Origin of the sequence: Streptomyces sp. S3(2020) (genome assembly GCF_013044505.1) — a bacterium.
In the GTDB taxonomy this organism is placed as follows: Bacteria; Actinomycetota; Actinomycetes; order Streptomycetales; family Streptomycetaceae; genus Streptomyces.
Genome location: NZ_JABERD010000062.1, coordinates 18,838 through 42,219, shown reverse-complemented (window position 1 = coordinate 42,219; position 23,382 = coordinate 18,838). Strand labels below are relative to the sequence as shown.

Here is a 23,382-nt window from a genome sequence, read left to right as displayed (position 1 = left end):
GCCGACGGAGCGGGCCGGCATGAGGAGCTCAGTCGACCGGGCGGGCCGTCGCATCGGGGTCAGCTGACCGGGCGGGGCCTCGCATCGGGGTCAGCCGATCGAGCGGCCGTATGCCCTCAGGGTCCGTAGCGCATCGATCGTGACTATGGAGCGTGCCTCCAGGGCCGCGCTCGGGGTCCACTGGCGCCAGCGGATCGGCCAGCCGCCGTCCTCCTGCTGTTCGCCCGTGAGGAAGTCCAGGGAGCGTTCCATCTCCTCGTCCGTGAACCACGCGCGCGCGAGCGAGTGCGGTGACTTCGCGTAGTCGTGCGGGAAGTGGAGCTCGCCCGGGGCGTAACCGGGCGACACCGGGTAGGTGTCCAGGCGCTCCGGGTCCAGTGCCGCGAGGCGGCGCTCGCGCACCAGGCGGCCCAGCCGGTCGGCGGACGCCTCCGCGCGGGGACGGTCGGGAGCGGAGTCCAGGAAGGCCACGGCGGCCCGCACCTCGTACGGGTGCGACTCCCGCAGGGACTCGACCGCGTGCCAGCAGAAGTCCGTGGCCCGGAACAGCCACGCGTGCCACACCTCGTTGCGGTGCAGCAGGCCCACCACCGGGCCGGTGGCGAGGAGCTCGCTGGGCGGGTCGTCCACGATCGGGATGAACGGAGCCGCGGGATAGCCGCGCTGGCCGGGACGGATCGCCGGCAGGGCGCCGTCCCGGGTGGAGACCGACGTCAGATAGCGGCACACCCGTTCCACGCGCTGTCCGCCGCAGCGGCCGATGGCGTCCAGGACGCGCAGCGCGTGACCGGCGTGCAGCGGCTGGCTGACCGGGCCGCGCAGGTCGGGCTCCAGGGCGTGGCCGTAGCCGCCGTCCTCGTTGCGGTAGGCGTCCAGCGCGGTCTCCACCGGGTCGGCGTTCCCGTGCAGGAAGTGGTGTGCGAAGAGGCGTTGTTCCAGCACGCGCGCGGTGAGCCAGACGAAGTGCTCGGCGCGGAAGAGCGGGGAGTGCGCCGGGGGCGTCGGGGGGAGTGGGGAAGCTCCTGTTTCGGCCATGCGTCAGACCGTAGGACGGAAAGCGTTCTCGGCAAGCGGTCCCGGCCGAGGCCCACTCTCAGGGGCGGGATACTGGTGTCATGCGGTTGACGGTCTTCTGGGAGCGGATGGCGGAGCACTTCGGTCCGGGCTCCGCCGACACCTTCGCGCGTGACCATGTCATGGCGGAGCTCGGCGGGCGCACCGTGTACGAGGCGCTGGACGGTGGCTGGGAGGCCAAGGACGTGTGGCGTGTGGTGTGCAGCGTCATGAACGTGCCACAAGAACAGCGCTGACCGGTCACTAAGATCGGACGGGGGCAGCGGATTGTCGGCCATGTGGGCGAAACTTGCTCCGTGGCCCCCACCGACGAGACCGACGAGGTCCCCCAGCACGCGTCCCCGTTCGGGACGACGCCGCCCACCCGGCCTCCGGCCGACGGTCCTGCCGGGGCGAACTCCCGTATGCCACGCTGGCTGCCGCGCGCGGTGGTGCTCACGCTCGCCCTCTACGCCACCTTCCAGCTGGGTACCTGGGCCTTCCACCAGCTCACCGGGCTGCTGATCAACATCGTCATCGCGTTCTTCCTGGCCCTGGCCATCGAACCGGCGGTGAGCTGGATGGCCTCGCGCGGGCTGCGCCGGGGGCTCGGTACCTTCCTCGTCTTCCTCGCCGTGCTGGTCGTGTCCGCGGGCTTCGTCACCCTGCTCGGCACCATGCTGGCGAACCAGATCATCAAGATCGTCGAGGATTTCCCCGCCTATATCGACTCCGTCATCAACTGGATCAACACGCACTTCCACACGGATCTGAAGCGGGTGGACGTGCAGGAGGGGCTGCTGCGCTCCGACTGGCTGCGCAACTACGTGCAGAACAGCGCCACCGGCGTCCTGGACGTGTCCGCCCAGGTTCTCGGCGGACTCTTCCAGCTGCTGACGATCGCGCTGTTCTCGTTCTACTTCGCCGCGGACGGCCCGCGGCTGCGCCGTGCGCTCTGCTCGGTCCTGCCGCCCGCCAAGCAGGCGGAGGTGCTGCGGGCCTGGGAGATCGCGGTCAACAAGACCGGCGGCTATCTGTACTCGCGCGGTCTGATGGCGCTGATCTCCGGTGTCGCGCACTACATCCTGCTCCAGGCCCTGGCGGTGCCCAACGCGCCCGTGCTCGCCGTCTGGGTGGGGTTGGTCTCGCAGTTCATCCCGACGATCGGTACGTATCTCGCGGGCGCCCTGCCGATGCTGATCGCCTTCACGGTCGACCCCTGGTACGCGCTGTGGGTGCTGATCTTCGTCGTGATCTACCAGCAGTTCGAGAACTATGTGCTGCAGCCCAAGCTGACCTCGAAGACCGTCGACGTCCATCCCGCCGTCGCCTTCGGCTCGGTCATCGCCGGTACCGCCCTTCTCGGTGCGGTGGGCGCGCTGATCGCCATTCCCGCGGTCGCGACGCTCCAGGCGTTCCTGGGGGCGTATGTGAAGCGGTACGACGTCACGGACGACCCCCGGGTCCACGGTCACCGTCTGTCGGAGTCCAACCTCTTCACGCGCGCGCGTGCGCTGTGGACGAGGCGGCCCGGGGAGCGGGACTCGACGGACGACTCCTCCTGAGAGGCGTGCCGGTCAGGCCCTCGTGGCCTTTCGCAGCGTGGCGACGGCACCTGCGACGACCAGCCCGGCGAGGGCGATGATCTCGGCACCGGTCGAGACGACGAGCGCGGTGTCCCCCGACGAGAGGTGGTCGCCGGTGTTCGGAGTCAGGAACGCGCCCGTGCCGATGAACAGGCCGACCGTGAGAGCGAGCCCGGTCGTCCAGCGGTTCACGCGCCAGAACAGCAGGCCCGCTGCCACCAGCGGAATGACGAGGCCCGGTGGGACGACGGGGTAGTCCGCGCCGGCGGCGATCTGGCCGACTATGGACGCGGCCAGCAGGAGCAGGGCGGCGAGTGCGGCGGTGACAGCGGGAGGGCGTGCCGACGCGGTGCTCTCCCCCGGGGGCTTCACGGACTCTCGGGTGCTCTTCGTGGTCTCCATGTCCACAGACTCGCGCGGGGCGTCCGTCCCGTCGTCGTCCAGGTGGAGACACCGGCGGTACGCCGTGGGAAGCACGTCGGCCGGGACCCCCGGTCGCCCTTGTCGGTCCCAGGAGTTGAAGAGCACCTCGCCTACGGTGTCCGGTCGCCAGTACCTGATGTGCTGCCACTCCCCGACGGTCCGACGGTCAGGGCGGAGGTGTCCGCCTCGTGGAGCGGGAGCAGGAGCTGTGACCTGGCCAGGGGAGCGAAGCCGAAGCCGGTGAGGGTGGCGGCCCGGGCGGGTGGGTCCAGGAACGCGTCGGGGACGTACCAGGAGCGCCGCTCGGCCACGAAGGCGACCAGCGGGTGATGGGCGTGGAACAGGGCGAAGTGCGTGCCGTCCCGATCGTCGGGCGCGGCGCTGCGGAAGGTCCGCGGGTACTCCATCCGCGGGTACTCCATGTCGGCGAAGTCCACGACCTGCCGGCACGCGCCTCGTCCACTTGCACTCCCGTCTCGCCCTCCCGGACCGCTTCGGCCTGTGAGGGCAGCGCCGCCCATGGGCCTGCCCCGGCGTGTTCTGCCCTGTAGAGCCGGCTTCACAACGCCCCCACACATACGCCCGGAAGTGCCGCGTGGTGCGCTTGACACAAAAATCGAACATCCATTCTTATAGAAGCTCCGGCGAGACTCTCGGCGGGGATTTCCGCACGGTTTCGGTCGAGAAGTCCCCTAGTTATCCACAGGCTGGACGGGCGTCGGGGCGCATTGTCAGTGGCAGGCGTTAGCGTCTTTGACGTGAAGCGATCGACTCAAGCAAACCGGGTGGAACCCATGGCAGGAACCGACCGCGAGAAGGCCCTGGATGCCGCTCTCGCACAGATTGAACGGCAATTCGGCAAGGGCGCGGTCATGCGCATGGGCGAGCGGTCGATGGAGCCCATCGAGGTCATCCCGACCGGGTCGACCGCGCTCGACGTCGCCCTCGGCGTCGGCGGCCTGCCGCGCGGCCGCGTGGTGGAGGTGTACGGACCGGAGTCCTCCGGCAAGACCACGCTGACGCTGCACGCGGTGGCGAACGCGCAGAAGGCGGGCGGCCAGGTCGCGTTCGTGGACGCGGAGCACGCCCTCGACCCCGAGTACGCGAAGAAGCTCGGCGTCGACATCGACAACCTGATCCTGTCCCAGCCGGACAACGGCGAGCAGGCCCTGGAGATCGTGGACATGCTGGTCCGCTCCGGCGCCCTCGACCTCATCGTCATCGACTCCGTCGCCGCGCTCGTCCCGCGCGCGGAGATCGAGGGCGAGATGGGCGACAGCCACGTCGGCCTCCAGGCCCGTCTGATGAGCCAGGCGCTGCGGAAGATCACCAGCGCCCTCAATCAGTCCAAGACCACCGCGATCTTCATCAACCAGCTCCGCGAGAAGATCGGCGTGATGTTCGGCTCCCCGGAGACCACGACCGGTGGCCGCGCGCTGAAGTTCTACGCCTCGGTGCGGCTCGACATCCGCCGCATCGAGACCCTGAAGGACGGCACGGACGCGGTCGGCAACCGCACCCGCGTGAAGGTCGTCAAGAACAAGGTCGCGCCGCCCTTCAAGCAGGCCGAGTTCGACATCCTCTACGGCCACGGCATCAGCCGCGAGGGCGGCCTGATCGACATGGGCGTGGAGCACGGCTTCGTGCGCAAGGCCGGCGCCTGGTACACGTACGAGGGCGACCAGCTCGGCCAGGGCAAGGAGAACGCGCGCAACTTCCTGAAGGACAACCCCGACCTGGCCAACGAGATCGAGAAGAAGATCCTGGAGAAGCTGGGCGTCGGCGTACGACCGCAGGAGCCGACCGCCGAGCCGGGCGCGGACGCGGCGGGCGCCACCTCCGCGGACGACGCCGCGAAGACGGTGCCGGCACCGGCGGCCAAGGCCGCCAAGCCCAAGGCCGCGGCTGCCAAGAGCTGATCCCGTGACACGACGAACCGACTGGGCCGAGTACGCCTACCAGGACGCTCCGCGCGAGCGGGGCGGGGCAGGCGACGGGGGATCCTCCGGACCGGGCGGCGATGCGTACGGGGACGATGCGTACAGGGACGATGCGGGGCGCGGTGCGGACGGGGGACACGGCCGCGCCGCGTCGTACGGCAGCGGTGGCTCGTACGGCGCCGGGGGAACGTACGGCGACGACGGCGACTACCGTGCCGGACAGCCGTACGGCCATGACGCGCCGTACGACGACGGGCCGGGCGACGGCTCGGTGCCGTCAGGCGGAGGCTCCCGCCGTGGGCGCGGTGGCTCCCGTGGGGGCCGTGCCGCCCGTGGCGAGGGCGGTTCCCGTGGGCGTCGACAGCGACGCGGCGGGGAGCCGTCCGGTACGGACGAAGGCGCCCCCTCCTCGTCGAGGGCCGAGCAGGGGGAGTCTTCAGGGGACCCGGTCGAGCGGGCACGGGCTATCTGTCTGCGCCTGCTCACCGGGACCCCGCGTACGCGGAAACAGCTCGCGGACGCCCTGAGCAAGAAGGGGATCCCGGACGAGGCGGCGCAGGAGGTGCTGTCGCGGTTCGAGGAGGTCGGGCTGATCAACGACAGCGCGTTCGCCGAGGCCTGGGTGGAGTCCCGGCACCACGGCCGGGGACTCGCCCGGCGCGCCCTCGCCCAGGAACTGCGCACCAAGGGCGTCGACTCCACGCTGATCGACGCGGCCGTCTCGCAGCTCGACTCCGAGCAGGAGGAAGAGACCGCGCGCGACCTCGTCGCCCGCAAGCTGCGTTCCACGCGTGGCCTCGACCGCGACAAGCGCCTGCGCCGCCTCGCGGGCATGCTCGCCCGCAAGGGGTACCCCGAGGGCATGGCTCTGAGGGTGGTCCGGCAGGCGCTCGAAGAGGAGGGCGAGGACGCCGAGTTCCTCCAGGACGAGGGGTTCTGAGACCCGCGGGTTGAGTTCGGCGGGGAGTTGGGGCCAGGTCGTGTGCCGGGGCTGGGCTGGGCTGGGACTCGGGCTTGGGCCAGGCCTCGGGCTTGCGAAGGCTTCCGAGGGCCGCGAAGGCACCGACAGAGGGTCGACGCCGTCGGCACAGGTGCCCGTCCGGTACGGCTTCCGTGTCCAGGCGTCACCGCTCAGCCGGCGCAGCCTTACCTTGCGTTCCACGAGGGGTGAGCCTTCCCCGCCCGCCGGTACCGTCTGCTGCCGTCGCGCGGCCGTCCGTACCCGTGCGCCTCTTCTGCCGCCGTCTCACCGGAGCCGGTCGGTGAGCCGAACCCGCACAGGTACGTCCGGAAGGTGGCCCCGCCATGCCCAGAACCGCCCGCGCCCGCAGGGCGCTGGTCGCGTCCGTCCTCGGAGGCAGCCTGGCCCTGAGCGGCTGTGGCCTCGACTGGGGCGAAGACTCGGGAGAGTCGCTCGACGGCACGATCACGCTGGGGTTCGTCAACGGCGGTTCCACCCGCTTCCACCGCTGTCTGCAGGAGGCCGTCGAGGACACCGCCGCCAACAACACCACCCTGATCCACACGGCCGAGTCCGGGCAGGACGCCAACACCGAGTTGGCGAACATCAAGGACATGATCGCCCGGCACGTGGACGCGCTGATCGTGCAGACCGTCGACGTCGATGCCCTCAAGGACGACATCGCCAAGGCGAAGGAGGCCGGTGTTCCGATCTTCCTCACCTCGATCGTCCCCGACGACACCTCCGACATCCTCGGAGCCGTCGTCGTCGACCTGAAGAACGTGGGCGCCCTGGACGCCCGTTGGATCGCGAGGGACGCCGCCGGGAAGGGCGTGCAGGTCGGCATCGTCGCCGGTGCGCCCGGCGCCGCCTCCGACCTGCTGGTGGGCGGCTTCAAGGACGCTCTGCCCGCCAACGCCACGGTCGTCGCGAACGAGCCCGGCATGTTCGACCCCAGCAAGGCCGGGAAGGTCGCCGAGAGCATGATCCAGGCCCACCCCGACCTCGACTACGCCTTCGTCGCCAACGAGGAGATGGCCTTCGCCGTCCGCAAGGCCTTCGACGCGGCCGGCGCCGAGGACGTCAGGATCGTGACCGTCAACGGCACCGACGAGGGCCTGGCCGCGCTGAAGGACGGACGCTTCGCGGCCACGGTCGCCAACTCGGCTGCGGACACCGGAGAGTTGGCGGTGGACAACACCCTCGCCCTGCTGCGGGGCGAAGACGTCGAGGGCGGTGCCAAGGTCGCCACGACCCGGGTCCGCCTGGTCACCAAGGGCAGCGCCGACACGGCCCCGCTCTACTGCGACCCAGAGATCGACTGAGACTCCGCCACCACAGGCGGCCGTGGCCCCGCCCCTACGACGCCACGGGCAGCCCCGCGGCCCGCCACGCCTGGAACCCGCCCACCAGGTCCGTGGCCCGGCGCAGCCCCAGCCGGTGCAGCGACTCGGCCGCCAGACTGGAGGCGTAACCCTCGTTGCAGATCACCACGACACGCAGGTCGTGCCCCGTGGCCTCGGGGGCGCGATGGCTGCCCCGCGGGTCGAGGCGCCACTCCAGCTCGTTGCGCTCGACGACGAGGGCGCCGGGCACCCGTCCGTCCCGTTCGCGCAGGGCGGCGTAGCGGATGTCGACCAGCAGCGCCTCCCCGCGCCGCGCGGCGTCGTAGGCCTCGCGTGCCTCGATCCGCTCGTAGCCCTCGCGGACCCGCTCCAGCAACTCGTCGATGCCGACCGGGAGTTCCCCCGAGCCGTCGCCGTCGCCGGGAACGCCCGCCCGCCGCTCCTCGCGCGTGCCCGAGCCACTCACTGCCGGTCCTCCGGTCACTGCCAGTCCTCCGGGCGCTCCACGTGCTCCAGGCGCAGCACGTGCCCGGTGCGGCTGTAGCGGCGGATCTGCGGCAGGGGCGGGTAGTAGGCGTGGACGGAGATCGCGTGCTCGGCGGTGGACTCGTTGAGCACCTCGTGGACGTGGTGCTGCCCGAAGGAGCGCCCCTTGCCCGCCGGAAGCCGCCGCTCCCGGTCGATGCCCTCGGTGAGTTCCAGGGTCTTCCAGCCGTCCGCGGGGAGCCGCGCGGTGAGCGAGTTCTCCTTGAGCTCACCGGAAGCCGTCACGAAGGCGCCGACGGACTCGGCGTGGTCGTGCCAGCCGGTGCCCGTACCGGGCGGCCAGCCGATCAGCCAGGCCTCGCTGCCGCCGGGCCCCTCCAGGCGCACCCAGGTGCGGCCCTCGGGGTCGAGCGGGAGCGAGGAGATCAGCTGGGCGTCGGCGGCGGTCCGCCGTACGAAATCGAGGAGTTCCGCCTGCGTCGGCGTGGAAACGGCGGACACAGAAGGGGAGACAGACACGGGCACCGTCCTGATGAGCGTTCGCGGGAAGCGCGCGGCAGCACCGAAGAGGCGCGCGCTGGAGAAGAGAGATGCGAATTCAGCAGGACTCGCGACACACGCAGCCCGCATAGCGGACGAGGTCCATATGGACCCTCCGCCACAGGTGCACGCAGGTGTCGGTCACGATCCGGAGTACACCATGGCGGTGCAGGCCGGTCAACTCACTGTCACTATGTGGACCTCACGGTGACGGTACGTACGGCGGCGAGGGCCCGCGCGGCTCGGCCCCGTGAGCTCGGGCCGAGCCTTCCGCACCACTCGGACCCGACCCCGCGACGACCGCGGCCCGAGCCGTCCGACACCGTCGACGCGAGCGGGATTCCGCTCCCGCACGAGCTCCCCGGCGCCGTCAGCGCGCCCCCGCTCCCGCCTCCGCCTCCGTCTTCGCGGGCCCGCCCAGCGTGGCCTCGGCGGCCGCGTACAGATCGGCCGGCCGCACGCCGTTCAGCGCGGTCACCAGGTGACCGTCGGGCCGTACCAGCAGCACACTGTGCGCCGCCGCGCCCGGATAGCTCTCCGCGACCAGCAGCTCGGCCGGATGCGGCAGCGCCGTCACCGCGGCCGCGAGGCGGGGCATGAGCCCGGCGCCCACCCAGTGCTTGCGCTCCCACACCCCGGTGCCCGGCGCGATCAGCACCACGAGCAGTGCCCCACGCCCGAGCCGGTCCCGCAGCCGTACGAAGGAACCGTCCTCGGCGGTGACCCGGACATCGGCGACCGGCGCACCCGGCGCGGTGTCCACCGGGACCTCCGCCTCCAGATGCCGGGGCGCGAGCGGCGAGGTGGCGTACGCCCCCGGCGCACCGAGCGCCCCGCGCCCCAGGTGACCGTCCGTGAGCAGCGCGTCGTGACCCCGCGCGGAACCCGGGACGACGGCCCGCAGCCCTCCGCCGCCACGCACCAGCGGCAGGGCCTGGTCGGCGGCGCGCAGCCGGGCGGCGACGACCGCGCGCCGCTCGGCCTGGTAACTGTCGAGCAACGCTTCGTGCGGCCCGTGATGCCAGGCCAGGGCCAGTTTCCAGGCGAGGTTGTCGGCATCCCTGAGCCCCTCGTCGAGCCCCTGCGTGCCGAGCGCGCCGAGCAGATGCGCCGCGTCCCCGGCGAGGAACACCCGCCCGGCCCGCCAGCGGCGCGCGAGACGGTGGTGCACGGTGTGCACGCCGGTGTCGAGGAGTTCGTACGGCGGTGTCGGGCCGCCCGTCCAGCCGGCGAGGGTCTCCCGGACCCGGGCCACCAGGAGTTCGGGCGTGACCAGGTCCTTGCCGGGTGGCAGCAGCCAGTCGAGGCGCCAGACGCCGTCGGGGAGGGGGCGTCCGGTGACCTCCCCCGCAGAGGGTCCGGACGTCCGCCACGGCGGCATCCGATGGAGCAACGCTTCGTCCTCCCACGGAAGTTCCGTGCGCAGCGCGGCGACCGCGTGCCGCTCCACCGCCGTACGGCCGGGAAAACGGATGTCGAGGAGTTTGCGTACCGTCGAGCGCGGGCCGTCGCAGCCGACCAGGTGACTGCCGCGCCACCAGGTGCCCTTGGTGCCGCGGGTGTGGGCGGTGACACCGGAGGGCTCCTGCTCGACGGTGTCGAGCCGGCTGTCCACACAGACCTTGACCAGCCGCGCCTCGGCGCAGGCCGCACGCAGGGCGCCGGTCAGCACGTGCTGGGCGATGTGCAGGGGCGCGGGCCCGGCCTCGCCCGAAGCGTGCTCGGAGGTGCCGTCGAAGGTGACCTCGCGCATCACCTGCTTGCGGCGCAACGACCGCCATCCGGCCCAGCGGCAGCCGGCCTCGGAGAGCGGGACGCCGGTCAGACGTTCCATCAGGGCGGCGGTGTCCTCGCGCAGGACGACGGTGCGGGCGGGACGCGGTTCGTCCTTGCCGGGACCCTCGTCCAGGACGACGGACGGCACCTCCTGGCGGGCCAGCGCGAGGGCGAGCGTGAGCCCGACGGGCCCCGCTCCGACGACGATCACCGGGTCCACGACGCGGCGCCCCCTGCCCGTGAGGGCGTCCCGAGAGACGTATGTGAACAGGAGGTTGGAGCAGGGTGCACGATCACAGAACGTATGCAACCCATTGCCGGTGCTTGCGTCAAGTGACGGAGGCAGTGGCGATCATGCCACTGCCTCCGTAGGGTGCACGCTGCTTGACTGACCGTCAGTTATAGCTTTTTTCGGTCGGTGTAGGTCCCGGTGCCCGGCAGGCCACCACCCTCACCACCGGTCCCGAAGGTGCCACCGACCGCGGCCGGGTTGAGCTCCTCCATGTCCTCGGCGCCGAGAACCGCGCCCGTGCTCTTCTTGCTGCGCCGCAGCCGCTGTTCGAGCCAGCTCGCGAAGCTCGTGAGGATGAAGTTCACGACGATGAAGACGATCGCGACGACGATGAAGCTGGGGATGACGTTGGCGTAGTTGGCGGCCAGCGTCTGGCGCGAGTTGAGCAGCTCGGGGAAGCCGAGCATCACACCGCCCAGCGCGGTGTCCTTCACGATGACGACGAGCTGGCTGACGATGGCCGGCAGCATCGCGGTGACGGCCTGCGGCAGCAGGATGCTGGTCATCGTCTGGCCCTTGCGCAGGCCGACCGCGTAGGCGGCCTCGGTCTGGCCCCTGGGCAGGGAGAGGATGCCGGCCCGGACGACCTCGGCGAGGACGGAGGCGTTGTAGAGCACCAGGCCGGTGACGACCGCGTACAGGGGCCGCTGCTCGCTGCTGATGTCGGTGGAGCGGACGTAGAACTCGTTGGCGAACAGCATCAGCAGCAGCACCGGGATGGCCCGGAAGAACTCGACCACGGTGCCGGCCGCGCCGCGTACCCAGCGGTGGTCGGAGAGGCGTGCGATGCCGAAGAAGGCGCCCAGCGGGAGGGCGATCACCATGGCGAGGGCCGCGGCCTTCAGTGTGTTGCCGAGTCCCGGCAGCAGATACGTCGACCAGGCCTGGTCGGTGGTGAACGGTTCCCAGAGGTCCCACTCCAGCTGGTTCTTGTCGTCCATCTTCTGCCAGATCCACCACAGCAGGAGGGCCAGCAGGAGGAAGAAGACCACCGAGACCAGGACGTTGCGCCGTTTGGCGCGGGGGCCGGGAGTGTCGTACAGAACGGAGCTCATCGCTTCACCGCCAGTCGCTTGCTCAGCCATCCGAGGAAGAGGCCGGTCGGCAGGGTCAGGACCACGAATCCGAAGGCGAAGACGGCGCCGATGGCGAGCGTCTGGGCCTCGTTCTCGATCATGGTCTTCATCAGGAGGGCCGCCTCGGCCACACCGATCGCGGCCGCGACGGTGGTGTTCTTCGTCAGGGCGATCAGTACGTTGGCCAGCGGACCGATGACCGCGCGGAAGGCCTGCGGCAGCACGATGAGCCGCAGGACCTGGCTGAAGTTCAGCCCGATGGCACGGGCCGCCTCGGCCTGTCCGACGGGCACGGTGTTGATGCCGGAGCGGATCGCCTCGCAGACGAAGGCCGCGGTGTAGGCGATGAAGCCGAAAACGGCCAGCCGGAAGCCCTGCACGTCGAAGTCGTCCGCCGCGCCCAGCGTCACGCCGAAGACGTCGGCGAGACCGAGCGAGTTGAAGACGATGATCACCGTCAGCGGAATGTTCCGGACGATGTTCACGTAGACGGTGCCGAACCCGCGCATCAACGGGACCGGGCTGACCCGCATCGCGGCCAGCAGGGTGCCCCAGATCAGGGAGCCGAGGGCGGAGAGGACGGTGAGTTTCACCGTCATCCAGAACGCCCCTAGGACGTCGTAACCATCAAGAAAGTCGAACACGATCTCCCGCGCTTCCGGGTGTCTGGGGTACGTGGAGGGGCGCGGCGCGCCGCCGCCCTGATCGCGGCGGGCGGCGGCGCGCCAGTGGATCCCGGTGTTACTTGACGATCACGCCGATCTTCGGGGCGGGCTCGTTCTTGTAGTCGGCCGGACCGAAGTTGTCCTTGACGGCGGTGTCCCAGGCGCCGTCGCTGACCATCTTCTCGAGCGCGGTGTTGATCTTGTCGGTGGTCGCGGTGTCGCCCTTCTTGACACCGATGCCGTAGTTCTCGTTGCTCAGCTTGAGGCCGGCGAGCTTGAACTGACCCTTGTACTTGTCCTGCGCGGCGAAGCCCGCGAGGATCGAGTCGTCCGTGGTCACCGCGTCGACGGCACCGCTCTGCAGGGCCGCGATGCACTCCGAGTAGCCGCTGTACTGCTTCAGCTGGGCCTTCGGGGCGATGTCCTTCTGGACGTTCTGCGCCGAGGTCGAGCCGGTCACGGAACACAGCTTCTTGCCGTTGAGGTCGGTGCCCTCGGCGATGTCGGAGTCGCTCTTGACCAGCAGGTCCTGGTGCGCCAGCAGGTACGGGCCGGCGAAGTCGACCTTCTCCTTGCGCTCGTCGTTGATCGAGTAGGTGGCGGCGATGAACTTGACGTCACCACGAGCGAGCGCGTTCTCGCGGTCGGCGCTCTTGGTCTCGACGAACTCGATCTGGTCGGCGTCGTAGCCGAGCTGCTTGGCCACGTACGTCGCGACGTCCACGTCGAAGCCGGAGAAGGAACCGTCGGGCTCCTTCAGGCCCAGACCGGGCTGGTCGTACTTGATGCCGATCTTGATCTTCCCGCCGCCACTGGAGCCCGAGTCGGCGCTGTCGCTGTCGCCGTCGTCTCCGCCGCACGCGGTCGCGGTCAGGGAGAGGACCAGCGCAGCGGCGGCCGCGGCGGTGACCTTGCGGAGCTTCATGGTGAACATCCTTTGTGTGATGAGAGATGCGGTCCGTCGAGACGGGGCGGCGGGTGACGCGGGTCGTGACGCGCTGTCAGTGATGCAGGATCTTGGACAGGAAGTCCTTGGCGCGGTCGCTGCGTGGGGCGCTGAAGAACTGGTCCGGCACAGCCTCCTCGACGATCCGGCCGTCCGCCATGAACACCACCCGGTTCGCGGCCGAACGGGCGAACCCCATTTCATGGGTGACGACGATCATGGTCATGCCGTCGCGGGCCAGCTGCTGCATGACCTCGAGGACCTCGTTGATCATCTCGGGGTCGAGCGCCGAGGTGGGCTCGTCGAAGAGCATGACCTTGGGACCCATGGCCAGCGCCCGGGCGATGGCGACACGCTGCTGCTGGCCGCCGGAGAGCTGCGCGGGGTACTTGTCCGCCTGGCTCGCCACACCGACCCGGTCGAGCAGGGCGCGAGCAGTCTCCTCGGCCTTCTTCTTGTCCGCCTTGCGGACCTTGATCTGGCCGAGCATCACGTTCTCGAGCACGGTCTTGTGCGCGAAGAGGTTGAAGGACTGGAAGACCATCCCGACGTCGGCGCGCAGCCGGGCCAGCTCCTTGCCCTCCGCGGGCAGGGGCTTGCCGTCGATGGCGATCGTGCCGGAGTCGATCGTCTCCAGGCGGTTGATGGTCCGGCACAGCGTGGACTTCCCGGACCCGGAGGGTCCGATGACCACGACGACCTCGCCGCGGGCGATCGTGAGATCGATGTCCTGGAGAACATGCAACGCGCCGAAGTGCTTGTTGACGCTCTTCAGGACGACCAGTTCGCCGGTCGCGGCCACATCTTCCTTGGCCACCGATACTTCGGTCATCGCTATCGGGCTCCGTCCTCCTCGGTTTCGGAGGACAGTAGTGACCCCATGCGACCTGCGTCATTACCTTTGAGGGGAATCTGAGCATCACGATCCGATAGCAATCGGACACGTGTCGTAGCAGTTGTGAGCAGGGCGCATATCGGCCGGGTAACGGAAGCGGCTCGCAACCGGAACCCACTTGACGTCGTCCTCTTCCATCGGCGTGACTTCACAAGGTGCACGCGCGCGCGTGCACGCGTTTTTGTCCGCACCCAGATCGTACTTTTGCCCTCATTCAGATCGTACGGCCGATGAACCGAAGGAGGCCCGGATGAGACTGCTCCTCGTGGAGGACGACAATCACGTCGCCGCCGCTCTGTCCGCGGTTCTGGCACGGCACGGATTCGACGTCACCCACGCGCGCAGTGGCGAGGAAGCCCTCCAGGCGCTCGTCCCGGAGGGCGCCGGCTTCGGAGTCGTCCTCCTCGACCTGGGCCTGCCCGACCAGGACGGATACGAGGTCTGCGGCAAGATCCGCAAGCGCACCAGCACCCCGGTGATCATGGTCACCGCCCGCTCCGACGTCCGTTCCCGCATCCATGGCCTCAACCTCGGCGCGGACGACTATGTGGTGAAGCCGTACGACACCGGAGAGCTGCTCGCCCGGATCCACGCCGTCAGCCGGCGCACCGCCCACGAGGACCCCGCCGCGGAGGCGGAGGCCGCGCTGCACCTCGGCCCGGTCCGTATCGAGCTGCCGACCCGTCAGGTGAGTGTGGACGGTTCGATTGTCCAACTGACCCGCAAGGAGTTCGACTTGCTCGCCCTGCTGGCCCAGCGCCCCGGAGTCGTCTTCCGCCGGGAGCAGATCATCAGCGAGGTGTGGCGCACCAGTTGGGAGGGGACCGGGCGCACTCTGGAGGTGCACGTCGCCTCCCTGCGCGCCAAGCTGCGCATGCCGGCCCTCATCGAGACCGTACGCGGCGTCGGCTACCGGCTCGTCGCCCCGTCCTCGTAGCGGGTCCGGGTGCGCACAAGACTCCTCCCGCTGCTCATCGTCCTGATGGCGGCCGTGCTGCTGGCGCTCGGCATCCCGCTCGGCTTCAGCGTGGCCGCGGCCCAGCAGCAGAAAGTGGTCGTCGACCGGATCGACGACACCGCGCACTTCGCGGCCCTCGCCCAGTACGTCACCGGCGAGGGCGGCGAGCGCCAGAAGACGTTGCAGAGCGAACTCGACAGCTATTACGAGGTCTACCGCATCCGCGTCGGCGTCTTCTACCAGAACAAGAGCATCATGGCGAACGCCCCCATGACCTTGTTCATCCCCGACACCGGCGAGGTGCGGGCGGCGTTCGACGAGGCGTTGCTCAGCAGGCGCAGCGAGGATCCGCCGCAGATCTTTCCCTGGCAGCAGGGGCGGCTCGTGGTCGCCTCCCCGGTCATCCGGGACGGTGACGTCGTCGCGGTCGTCGTCACCGACTCGCCCACGGGGGAGATGCGTTCGCGGATCCTGCACGGCTGGCTGGTCATCGGCACGGGCCTGATGGCCGCGATGCTGGTGGCTGTCGGTGCCGCCCTGCGGCTGACCGGGTGGGTGCTCAGGCCGGTGCGCGTGCTCGACGCCACCACGCACGCGATCGCGAGCGGCCGTCTGAAGTCGCGGGTCGCGGCCGCCGGCGGTCCGCCGGAACTCCAGCGCCTGGCCCGGTCGTTCAACGAGATGGCGGACAACGTCGAGGACGTCCTGGAGCAGCAGCGCGCCTTCGTCGCCGACGCCTCGCACCAGCTGCGCAACCCCCTCGCCGCGCTGCTGCTGCGCATCGAACTGCTCGCCTTCGAACTCCCGGCAGGCAACAAGGAGATCGCCTCCGTCCAGACGGAGGGCAAGCGGCTCGCGCAGGTCCTGGACGACCTGCTCGACCTGGCCCTGGCCGAGCACACGGACGCGCATCTGCGGATCACCGACATCGGTGCGCTGGCCGCCGAGCGGGTGGCGGCCTGGGCGCCGACCGCCGAGGCCAAGGGCGTACGCCTGGTGGGCGACTGCCCGCCCATCACCGGCTGGGCCGACCCGGTCACCCTCTCCAGCGCGCTGGACGCGGTCATCGACAACGCGGTCAAGTTCACGCCCGAGGACGAGTGCGTCGAGGTGACGGTCTCCTCCAACGGCGAGACGGCGACCGTCGTCGTCACCGACAACGGCCCCGGTCTGACCGCCGAGGAACTCGCCCGCATCGGCGACCGCTTCTGGCGCAGCAACCGCCACCAGAACATCAAGGGCTCCGGCCTCGGCCTGTCCATCTCCCGGACCCTGCTGCACGCCGGCGGCGGCACGATCTCCTACGGCCATCACGAACCGCACGGCCTGACGGTGACGGTGTCCGTGCCCCGCAGCGCCGCTACGGCTTGACGGAGCGGTAGTAGCGCCGCGCGCCCTCGTGCAGGGTCAGCGGGGAGGTGTAGATCGCCGTGCGCAGGTCGACCAGCTGGGCGGAGTGCACCTTGCCGCCGATGTCGTCCCGGCTGCGGATCACGGTCCGGGTCAGCCACTCGGTGAGCCGCGGGTCCAGGTCCTCGCGGGTGATCAACAGGTTGGACACGGCGATGGTCGGCACGGCGTACGCGTCCTGGCCGTCGTAGGCCGACTCCGGGATGTTGGCCGGACGGTAGTAGCGGTTGGCGGCGCTCTGGGTGTGGAGTTTGGCGACGAAGTCGGCCTTGATCGGTACGAACTTGAAGGACGACGTCTTGGCGAGCGCCTTCAGCCCGTTCGTCGGCAGTCCGCCCGACCAGAAGAACGCGTCGATGGTGTGCCCGAGCTGTTCGACGTCCTTGATGCCGTACGGGAACGGCTTGATGTCCGTGGCCGGGTCCATGCCCTCGGCTCGCAGCACCCGGTCGGCGATCAGCCGCACACCCGATTTCTCGGGCCCTATGGCGACGCGCTTGTGCTTCAGGTCGGCCAGGGAGTCGATGTCCGAGTTCCGCGGGACGATGAGCTGAACGTAGTCGTCGTACAGACGTGCGACTCCGCGCAGTCGGGCGGCCTCTACCGGATGCTCGATCGCGAACGACTCCACCGCGTCCGCCGCGGCGATGGCGAAGTCGGCCTCGCCGGTCGCCACGCGCGTGACGTTGTCCTGTGATCCGTCGCTGGTCTCCAGGTCCACCTCGAGGTCGGGCATGTCCTTGGCGAACTCGTCGCTGAGGTCCTTGCCGTAGGCCTCGTACACCCCGCCGCGTGAGCCCGTGCTGAAGGAGATCGACCCGCCCGGCGGCTCCTCGCCCGGCAGCAGCCACCACAGCAACAGCCCGAAGACCACGAAACCGGCGGCCGCGCCTTGCAGCGCCCGGCTCCTGCTCATACGGGGGAACACCTTGGACATGCGCGCGATCCTGCCAGCAGGGACGCGGTGCTGACCAGGGCGGGGGTCACAGGGGGTGTCCGCGCGGGTTGCCGGGAGGGGAGCGGTGCCGGCCAGAGCCGGGGTCGTAGGGGGTGTCCGCGCGGTGCCTGGTAGGGGAGCGGGTGCCGTCGGGGTCGGTGGAGACCGCCGGGCTGTCAGTGGTGATCGGTAGAGTCGCCGTATGAGCTCATCGCCCGCTGACCTGGTCCGTCAGTTCCACCTCGCCTTCGGACTGGACGCCCGTGCTACGCCGACCGCGGTGTCGCCGGAGCTGGCCGCCCACCGCGGCGAGCTGCTCGCGGAGGAGGCCGCAGAGGTCGCCGAGGTGGCCGTCGAGGGGCCGCTCGACCGGCTCGCGCACGAACTCGCCGACGTGGTCTATATCGCCTACGGCACGGCCCTGGTCCACGGCATCGACCTCGACGCGGTGATCGCCGAGATCCATCGCTCCAACATGACCAAGCTGGGACCCGACGGCCATGTCGCCCGCCGGGCCGACGGCAAGGTCCTCAAGGGGGAGCACTACGAGGCCCCGGATGTGTCGGGCGTACTGCGGAGACAGGGGTGGGCCCCGGAGGGGGTCGCCTGAGGAGCGAGGGCTCGTCGGGCGGCTGGGTCCCACGCCACCCGCCCGACGCCACTCGCACGGTGCCTCGCCCTACGCCGTCCGTCAGTCCGCCACCGACGCCTCCGCGACCGTCGACGTGTCCTCCCGAACCGTCCGACGCTCCTCGGAACGCCGTGTCCACCAGGACGCCAGCGGCTCCGTGTAGCGCGCGGTCAGCGGGCCCAGGACGACCAGGATCAGGACGTACGCCGTGGCCAGCGGGCCCAGCGACGGTTCGATGCCGGCGCTCACCGCGAGCCCCGCGATGACGATCGAGAACTCACCGCGGGCGACCAGCGCGCCCCCCGTACGCCAGCGGCCCTTGACGGAGATCCCGGCGCGCCGGGCGGCCCAGTAGCCCGTGGCGATCTTCGTCGCCGCGGTGAGCACGGCCAGCGCCAGGGCGGGCAGCAGGACGGGCGGGATGCTCGCCGGGTCGGTGTGCAGCCCGAAGAAGACGAAGAACACCGCGGCGAACAGGTCCCGCAGCGGGCTCAGCAGCGTGTGCGCCCCCTCCGCGACCTCCCCGGACAGCGCGATGCCGACCAGGAAGGCACCGACGGCCGCCGACACCTGAAGCTGCTGGGCCACGCCCGCGACCAGGATCGTCAGCCCGAGCACCACCAGCAGCAGCTTCTCCGGATCGTCGCTCGACACGAACCGCGAGATCAGCCGCCCGTAGCGCACCGCCACGAACAGCACCAGACCCGCCGCCCCCAGCGCGATCGCCAGCGTCACGCTCCCCGCCAGCAGTCCGGCCCCGGCCACCAGCGCGGTGACGATGGGCAGGTACACCGCCATCGCCAGGTCCTCCAGGACCAGCACGCTGAGGATCACCGGCGTCTCCCGGTTGCCCACCCGGCCCAGATCGCCGAGCACCTTCGCGATGACGCCGGACGACGAGATCCAGGTGACGCCCGCCAGGACCACGGCGGCCACCGGCCCCCAGCCCAGCAGCAGCGCGGCCAGCGCGCCCGGCACGGCGTTGAGCGCGCAGTCGACCAGCCCCGACGGATAGTGCGCTTTGAGGTTGGTGACGAGATCGCCCGCCGAGTACTCCAGGCCGAGCATCAACAGCAGCAGGATGACGCCGATCTCGGCACCGATGGAGACGAACTCCTCGCTCGCGCCCAGCGGCAGCAGCCCGCCCTCCCCGAAGGCGAGACCGGCGAGGAGGTAGAGCGGGATGGGGGAGAGCCGGAACCTGGCGGCGAACCGGCCGAGCAGGCCGAGGCCGAGAATGATGGAACCGAACTCGATGAGCAGGACCGCGGAGTGCACCCGTTCACTCCCGCCCGAGTATCGCCGCGGCGGCGTCGACGCCCTCACGCGTACCGACGACGATCAGGGTGTCCCCGCCCGCCAGCCGGAAGTCCGGCGTCGGCGAGGGAATCGCCTCGGCCCGGCGCAGCACCGCCACGATCGACGCGCCCGTGTCCGTGCGCATCCGGGTCTCGCCCAGCACCCGCCCGTTCCAGCGAGAGGTCGCGGCCACCTCGATGCGCTCGGCGACCAGCCCCAGATCCGTGGTGTAGAGCAGGCTCGCGCTGTGGTGGGACGGCATCAGGGCGTCGATCAGCGAGCCCGCCTCGGCGCCGGTCAGCCGCAGCGACTGGGCGCAGGAGTCGGGGTCGTCGGCCCGGTACACGCTCACCGTCCGGGCACCGTCGCGGTGCGCCACCACGGACAGATGGCGGTGTTCCCGCGTCACGAGGTCGTACTGGACTCCGATCCCTGGTAGCGGCGTCGCCCTCAGGCGCGGTGCAGACACGTTTCTCCCCTTGTGCTGGGCCTATGTACTAAGCGTGATCGTGGGTGCCGAGTCCGCATGCTGCCATCGGCCCGTACGGTGGCGATATGGGTGTTGCCACGGATATGCGCGACCGGCGCCGGGCGGTGAAGCTGGTCAGGGAAGGATCATGCGGGAGGGGCGAGGAGGGCGAGAAGACGCACGTGTCACTGTTCTGGCGGATCTTCTCGCTCAACGCCGCCGGCCTGGTCGTGGCCGCCGCGCTGCTGCTGGGCCCGGTCACCGTGTCGACGCCGATCAGACAGGCCGAGGCGCTGGTCGTCCTCATCGGCCTCGCCCTGCTGCTGGTCGCCAACGCCCTGGTCCTGCGGGTGGGCCTCGCTCCGCTCAAGCGGCTCGGCCGGGCCATGTCCACCGCCGACCTGCTGCGGCCCGGCGCCCGCGCGGACGTCGCCGGTCCCGCCGAAGCGGCCGAGCTCATCACGACGTACAACACGATGCTCGACCGGCTGGAGGCCGAACGTGCCGCCGGGGCGGCCCGTGCCCTGTCCGCGCAGGAGCGAGAGCGCCACCGGATCGCGCGAGAGCTGCACGACGAGGTCGGCCAGACCCTGACCGCGGTCCTCCTTCAGCTCAAGCGGGTCGCCGACCGGGCTCCCGAGGGGCTGCGCGAGGAGGTCGGCCAGGCCCAGGAGGCCACGCGCGCGGGGCTCGACGAGATCCGGTTCATCGCCCGTCGGCTGCGCCCCGGTGTCCTGGAGGAACTCGGCCTGGCCAGCGCCCTGCGCTCGCTCGCCGGTGAGTTCAGCGCCCATGGTCTGACCGTGCGCCACCGCGTCCCCGGCGGACTGCCGCCCCTGACCGAGGAGTCGGAACTCGTGCTCTACCGGGTGGCCCAGGAGGGCCTCACCAACACCGCCCGGCACGCCGCCGCCGACCACGCCGAGGTCCGCCTCCAGCAGATCGACGGCGGTGTCGAACTGCTCGTCCGCGACAACGGCAGGGGTCTGGGCGAGGCCACGGAAGGGGCGGGGATACGGGGCATGCGCGAGCGTGCGCTGCTGATAGGAGCGGAGCTCACGGTCGCCGGGGCACCGGGCGGGGGCACGGACGTACGCCTGCGCGTGGGAGGACACCGATGACCCCACGCACCCCTGTGCGGGTTCTGCTCGCCGACGACCACACCCTCGTACGACGAGGAGTCCGCCTCATCCTCGACGGCGAGGACGACCTCACGGTCGTCGCCGAGGCCGGTGACGGGGCGGAGGCCGTCGAGCTGGCACGCGCGCGTGACGTCGATCTGGCCGTCCTGGACATCGCCATGCCCCGGATGACCGGCCTCCAGGCCGCCCGCGAGCTCTCCCGCCGCCTGCCCGACCTGCGCATTCTCATCCTGACCATGTACGACAACGAGCAGTACTTCTTCGAGGCCCTCAAGGCCGGGGCCAGCGGCTACGTCCTCAAGTCCGTCGCCGACCGCGATCTGGTCGAGGCGTGCCGCGCGGCCGTCCGCGACCGGCCGTTCGTCTACCCGGGCGCCGAACGCGCCCTCGTCCGCTCCTACCTGGAGCGCCTCCACCGTGGCGACTCCCTGCCCGAGCGGGCCGTCACCGAACGCGAGGAGGAGATCCTCAAGCTCGTCGCCGAGGGGCACACGTCCAAGGAGATCGGCGAGCTGCTGTTCATCAGCGCGAAGACGGTCGAACGCCACCGCGCGAACCTGCTCCAGAAGCTGGGAATGCGCGACCGCCTCGAACTCACGAGGTACGCGATACGGGCCGGGCTGATCGAGCCCTGAGGACCCGGTTGTCCACAGGACGACCGGAGCCGCTTCCGGCACCGCCTACCCTTGTCACATGAGCAGCATCGACCGGAGCCAGGCAGTGGACGTCTCCTCTTCCAAGACCTACGAAGTGCGCACCTACGGGTGCCAGATGAACGTCCACGATTCCGAGCGATTGTCCGGGCTGCTCGAAGGCGCCGGTTATGTGAAGGCGCCGGAGGGTTCCGACGGCGACGCGGACGTCGTCGTCTTCAACACCTGCGCGGTCCGTGAGAACGCCGACAACAGGCTGTACGGCAACCTCGGCCGCCTCGCCCCCATGAAGACCAGGCGCCCCGGGATGCAGATCGCGGTCGGCGGCTGTCTGGCGCAGAAGGACCGCGACACCATCGTGCAGCGGGCACCCTGGGTCGACGTCGTCTTCGGCACGCACAACATCGGCAAGCTGCCCGTCCTGCTGGAACGCGCGCGCGTGCAGGAGGAGGCGCAGGTCGAGATCGCCGAGTCCCTGGAGGCGTTCCCCTCCACGCTGCCCACCCGGCGCGAGAGCGCGTACGCGGCGTGGGTGTCGATCTCCGTCGGCTGCAACAACACCTGCACCTTCTGCATCGTCCCGGCGCTGCGCGGCAAGGAGAAGGACCGCCGTACCGGCGACATCCTCGCCGAGATCGAGGCTCTGGTCGGCGAGGGCGTCTCCGAGATCACGCTGCTCGGGCAGAACGTCAACGCGTACGGCTCCGACATCGGCGACCGCGAGGCGTTCAGCAAGCTGCTGCGGGCCTGCGGGAAGATCGAGGGCCTGGAGCGCGTGCGCTTCACGTCCCCGCACCCTCGCGACTTCACCGACGACGTGATCGCGGCCATGGCCGAGACGCCGAACGTGATGCCGCAGCTCCACATGCCGATGCAGTCCGGCTCGGACACCGTGCTGAAGGCGATGCGCCGCTCGTACCGGCAGGAGCGTTTCCTCGGGATCATCGAGAAGGTGCGTGCCGCCATGCCGGACGCCGCGATCTCGACCGACATCATCGTGGGCTTCCCCGGCGAGACCGAGGAGGACTTCGAGCAGACCATGCACGCGGTCCGCGAGGCCCGCTTCACGAACGCCTTCACCTTCCAGTACTCCAAGCGCCCCGGAACCCCCGCGGCGACCATGGACGGGCAGATCCCCAAGGAGGTCGTCCAGGCGCGCTACGAGCGTCTCGTCGCCCTCCAGGAGGAGATCTCCTGGGAGGAGAACAAGAAGCAGGTCGGCCGCACCCTCGACCTCATGGTCGCCGAGGGCGAGGGCCGCAAGGACGGCACCACCCACCGCCTCTCCGGCCGCGCCCCCGACAACCGCCTGGTCCACTTCACCAAGCCGGACGGGGAAGTCCGCCCCGGCGATGTCGTCACGGTCGAGATCACCTACGCCGCCCCGCACCACCTCCTCGCCGAGGGCGAGGTCCTGAAGGTCCGCCGCACGCGCGCGGGTGACGCCTGGGAGAAGCGGAACGCCGCCGAGGCGGCGAAGCCGGCGGGCGTGCTGCTGGGGCTGCCGAAGATCGGTGTACCGGAGCCGCTGCCGGCCGTGACGGGGGGCTGCGCGGTCGACTGAGCCCACGTCATACTCGTCGACCGACGAGGAATGGGGCGAGGTATGCCGCGCTGGGTGGTCGTGGTGCAGTCCGGCTACGGGGAGTCGTACAGCCTCGACGAGGTGGAGCACATCGAGGACACCCTCGAACGGGCCCGCGCGAGGCTGTACGAGCTCGCCTGCACCCACCGGCCGCGGACCGGGCTGCGGCAGAAGAGCCGCAAGGTCTACCGGATCGGCGACGGGTACGAGTACTTCGTCACCGTCGAAGGCAAGATCTCCACGCACCACGTGCTGTACCGCCTGGCCGAACTGGCGTGGAGCACCGACACCGAGCCGAACCCCTGGCAGTAGG

The 23,382-nt window shown here is 70.3% G+C and carries 26 protein-coding genes; 12 read left to right on the top strand and 14 right to left on the bottom strand.

The window, feature by feature from the left end; translation table 11 throughout:
• Positions 1–90: 90 nt before the first annotated feature.
• Entirely contained in the window at positions 91–1,035 is a 945-nt protein-coding gene (locus HLK59_RS21100; protein ID WP_171143045.1) for a hypothetical protein, read from the bottom strand.
• A gap of 80 nt (positions 1,036–1,115) precedes the next feature.
• Here HLK59_RS21100 and HLK59_RS21095 point away from each other — a divergent pair, with 80 nt between their 5' ends.
• Together HLK59_RS21095 and HLK59_RS21090 are read left to right on the top strand one after the other, a co-directional pair.
• Positions 1,116–1,310 (top strand): DUF3046 domain-containing protein, encoded by a 195-nt coding sequence (locus tag HLK59_RS21095; RefSeq protein WP_171143044.1) that lies wholly within the window; start codon positions 1,116–1,118, stop codon positions 1,308–1,310.
• A 60-nt stretch (positions 1,311–1,370) separates the two neighbouring features.
• Entirely contained in the window at positions 1,371–2,618 is a 1,248-nt protein-coding gene (locus HLK59_RS21090) for an AI-2E family transporter (protein WP_171143043.1), read from the top strand.
• A gap of 12 nt (positions 2,619–2,630) precedes the next feature.
• Here the strand turns inward: HLK59_RS21090 and HLK59_RS21085 are convergent, their stop codons facing one another.
• Together HLK59_RS21085 and HLK59_RS21080 are read right to left on the bottom strand one after the other, a co-directional pair.
• On the bottom strand, positions 2,631–3,041 hold the full coding sequence (locus tag HLK59_RS21085; protein ID WP_171143042.1) for a hypothetical protein: 411 nt from the start codon (positions 3,039–3,041) through the stop codon (positions 2,631–2,633).
• Between the two features lie 131 nt (positions 3,042–3,172).
• Positions 3,173–3,499, bottom strand: coding sequence for a hypothetical protein (locus HLK59_RS21080; protein ID WP_171143041.1), 327 nt, complete (start codon positions 3,497–3,499; stop codon positions 3,173–3,175).
• A gap of 357 nt (positions 3,500–3,856) precedes the next feature.
• On the opposite strand from HLK59_RS21080, the gene recA reads away from it, so the two are divergent.
• The 3 genes from recA to HLK59_RS21065 all read left to right on the top strand — a co-directional run bounded on the left by recA (position 3,857) and on the right by HLK59_RS21065 (position 7,288).
• Positions 3,857–4,981 (top strand): recombinase RecA, encoded by a 1,125-nt coding sequence (recA, locus tag HLK59_RS21075; RefSeq protein ID WP_171143040.1) that lies wholly within the window; start codon positions 3,857–3,859, stop codon positions 4,979–4,981.
• A gap of 4 nt (positions 4,982–4,985) precedes the next feature.
• Entirely contained in the window at positions 4,986–5,942 is a 957-nt protein-coding gene (recX, locus tag HLK59_RS21070; protein ID WP_171143039.1) for a recombination regulator RecX, read from the top strand.
• 365 nt (positions 5,943–6,307) lie between these two features.
• Entirely contained in the window at positions 6,308–7,288 is a 981-nt protein-coding gene (locus HLK59_RS21065; RefSeq protein WP_171143038.1) for a sugar ABC transporter substrate-binding protein, read from the top strand.
• 34 nt (positions 7,289–7,322) lie between these two features.
• On the opposite strand, the gene HLK59_RS21060 is transcribed toward HLK59_RS21065, so the two are convergent.
• The 8 genes from HLK59_RS21060 to HLK59_RS21030 form a co-directional block, all read right to left on the bottom strand.
• The gene (locus HLK59_RS21060; protein ID WP_171143052.1) at positions 7,323–7,694 is read right to left on the bottom strand and encodes a rhodanese-like domain-containing protein; all 372 of its coding nucleotides are present in this window, start codon (positions 7,692–7,694) and stop codon (positions 7,323–7,325) included.
• A 95-nt stretch (positions 7,695–7,789) separates the two neighbouring features.
• Positions 7,790–8,314, bottom strand: a complete 525-nt coding sequence (locus HLK59_RS21055; RefSeq protein ID WP_171143037.1) for a cysteine dioxygenase — start codon at positions 8,312–8,314, stop codon at positions 7,790–7,792.
• A gap of 79 nt (positions 8,315–8,393) precedes the next feature.
• Positions 8,394–8,465: a putative leader peptide gene (locus HLK59_RS52425; protein WP_346779785.1), complete on the bottom strand. Its 72-nt coding sequence runs from the start codon at positions 8,463–8,465 to the stop codon at positions 8,394–8,396.
• Positions 8,466–8,705: 240 nt separating this feature from the next.
• Positions 8,706–10,331, bottom strand: a complete 1,626-nt coding sequence (locus HLK59_RS21050; RefSeq protein WP_171143036.1) for an FAD-dependent monooxygenase — start codon at positions 10,329–10,331, stop codon at positions 8,706–8,708.
• Positions 10,332–10,510: 179 nt separating this feature from the next.
• On the bottom strand, positions 10,511–11,458 hold the full coding sequence (locus HLK59_RS21045; RefSeq protein ID WP_171143035.1) for an amino acid ABC transporter permease: 948 nt from the start codon (positions 11,456–11,458) through the stop codon (positions 10,511–10,513).
• On the bottom strand, positions 11,455–12,123 hold the full coding sequence (locus HLK59_RS21040) for an amino acid ABC transporter permease (protein ID WP_171143034.1): 669 nt from the start codon (positions 12,121–12,123) through the stop codon (positions 11,455–11,457). Before HLK59_RS21040 ends, HLK59_RS21045 begins: the two co-directional genes overlap by 4 nt.
• Before the next feature lie 97 nt (positions 12,124–12,220).
• Positions 12,221–13,069 (bottom strand): glutamate ABC transporter substrate-binding protein, encoded by an 849-nt coding sequence (locus HLK59_RS21035; RefSeq protein WP_171143033.1) that lies wholly within the window; start codon positions 13,067–13,069, stop codon positions 12,221–12,223.
• Between the two features lie 76 nt (positions 13,070–13,145).
• Positions 13,146–13,922, bottom strand: a complete 777-nt coding sequence (locus HLK59_RS21030; RefSeq protein WP_171143032.1) for an amino acid ABC transporter ATP-binding protein — start codon at positions 13,920–13,922, stop codon at positions 13,146–13,148.
• Positions 13,923–14,235: 313 nt separating this feature from the next.
• On the opposite strand from HLK59_RS21030, the gene HLK59_RS21025 reads away from it, so the two are divergent.
• Together HLK59_RS21025 and HLK59_RS21020 are read left to right on the top strand one after the other, a co-directional pair.
• Positions 14,236–14,922 carry a response regulator transcription factor gene (locus tag HLK59_RS21025; RefSeq protein ID WP_171143031.1) on the top strand — a complete coding sequence of 229 codons (687 nt, stop codon included), beginning with the start codon at positions 14,236–14,238 and terminating at the stop codon, positions 14,920–14,922.
• A gap of 9 nt (positions 14,923–14,931) precedes the next feature.
• A complete protein-coding gene (locus HLK59_RS21020) occupies positions 14,932–16,314 on the top strand; it encodes a HAMP domain-containing sensor histidine kinase (protein ID WP_171143030.1) in 1,383 nt (460 codons plus the stop codon).
• Here HLK59_RS21020 and HLK59_RS21015 read toward each other — a convergent pair.
• Positions 16,304–17,290 carry a TAXI family TRAP transporter solute-binding subunit gene (locus HLK59_RS21015; protein ID WP_171143029.1) on the bottom strand — a complete coding sequence of 329 codons (987 nt, stop codon included), beginning with the start codon at positions 17,288–17,290 and terminating at the stop codon, positions 16,304–16,306. The genes HLK59_RS21020 and HLK59_RS21015 overlap by 11 nt on opposite strands.
• Positions 17,291–17,492: 202 nt before the next feature.
• On the opposite strand from HLK59_RS21015, the gene HLK59_RS21010 reads away from it, so the two are divergent.
• Positions 17,493–17,900 carry a MazG nucleotide pyrophosphohydrolase domain-containing protein gene (locus HLK59_RS21010; RefSeq protein WP_171143028.1) on the top strand — a complete coding sequence of 136 codons (408 nt, stop codon included), beginning with the start codon at positions 17,493–17,495 and terminating at the stop codon, positions 17,898–17,900.
• An 81-nt stretch (positions 17,901–17,981) separates the two neighbouring features.
• Here HLK59_RS21010 and HLK59_RS21005 read toward each other — a convergent pair whose 3' ends face one another.
• Positions 17,982–19,199 (bottom strand): cation:proton antiporter, encoded by a 1,218-nt coding sequence (locus HLK59_RS21005; RefSeq protein WP_171143027.1) that lies wholly within the window; start codon positions 19,197–19,199, stop codon positions 17,982–17,984.
• A gap of 4 nt (positions 19,200–19,203) precedes the next feature.
• Positions 19,204–19,689 (bottom strand): cation:proton antiporter regulatory subunit, encoded by a 486-nt coding sequence (locus HLK59_RS21000; RefSeq protein WP_171143026.1) that lies wholly within the window; start codon positions 19,687–19,689, stop codon positions 19,204–19,206.
• Between the two features lie 86 nt (positions 19,690–19,775).
• On the opposite strand from HLK59_RS21000, the gene HLK59_RS20995 reads away from it, so the two are divergent.
• From HLK59_RS20995 to HLK59_RS20980, 4 genes are read left to right on the top strand one after another with little or no spacing between them, the layout of a single operon-like run.
• Complete coding sequence (locus tag HLK59_RS20995) at positions 19,776–20,810, top strand: sensor histidine kinase (RefSeq protein ID WP_171143025.1); 1,035 nt, start codon at positions 19,776–19,778, stop codon at positions 20,808–20,810.
• A complete protein-coding gene (locus HLK59_RS20990; RefSeq protein WP_171143024.1) occupies positions 20,807–21,466 on the top strand; it encodes a response regulator transcription factor in 660 nt (219 codons plus the stop codon). The genes HLK59_RS20995 and HLK59_RS20990 overlap by 4 nt, the downstream gene beginning before the upstream one ends.
• 58 nt (positions 21,467–21,524) lie before the next feature.
• A complete protein-coding gene (gene miaB / locus HLK59_RS20985; RefSeq protein WP_171143023.1) occupies positions 21,525–23,048 on the top strand; it encodes a tRNA (N6-isopentenyl adenosine(37)-C2)-methylthiotransferase MiaB in 1,524 nt (507 codons plus the stop codon).
• Positions 23,049–23,090: 42 nt separating this feature from the next.
• Positions 23,091–23,381, top strand: a complete 291-nt coding sequence (locus HLK59_RS20980) for a hypothetical protein (RefSeq protein ID WP_171143022.1) — start codon at positions 23,091–23,093, stop codon at positions 23,379–23,381.
• Position 23,382: the final 1 nt, after the last annotated feature.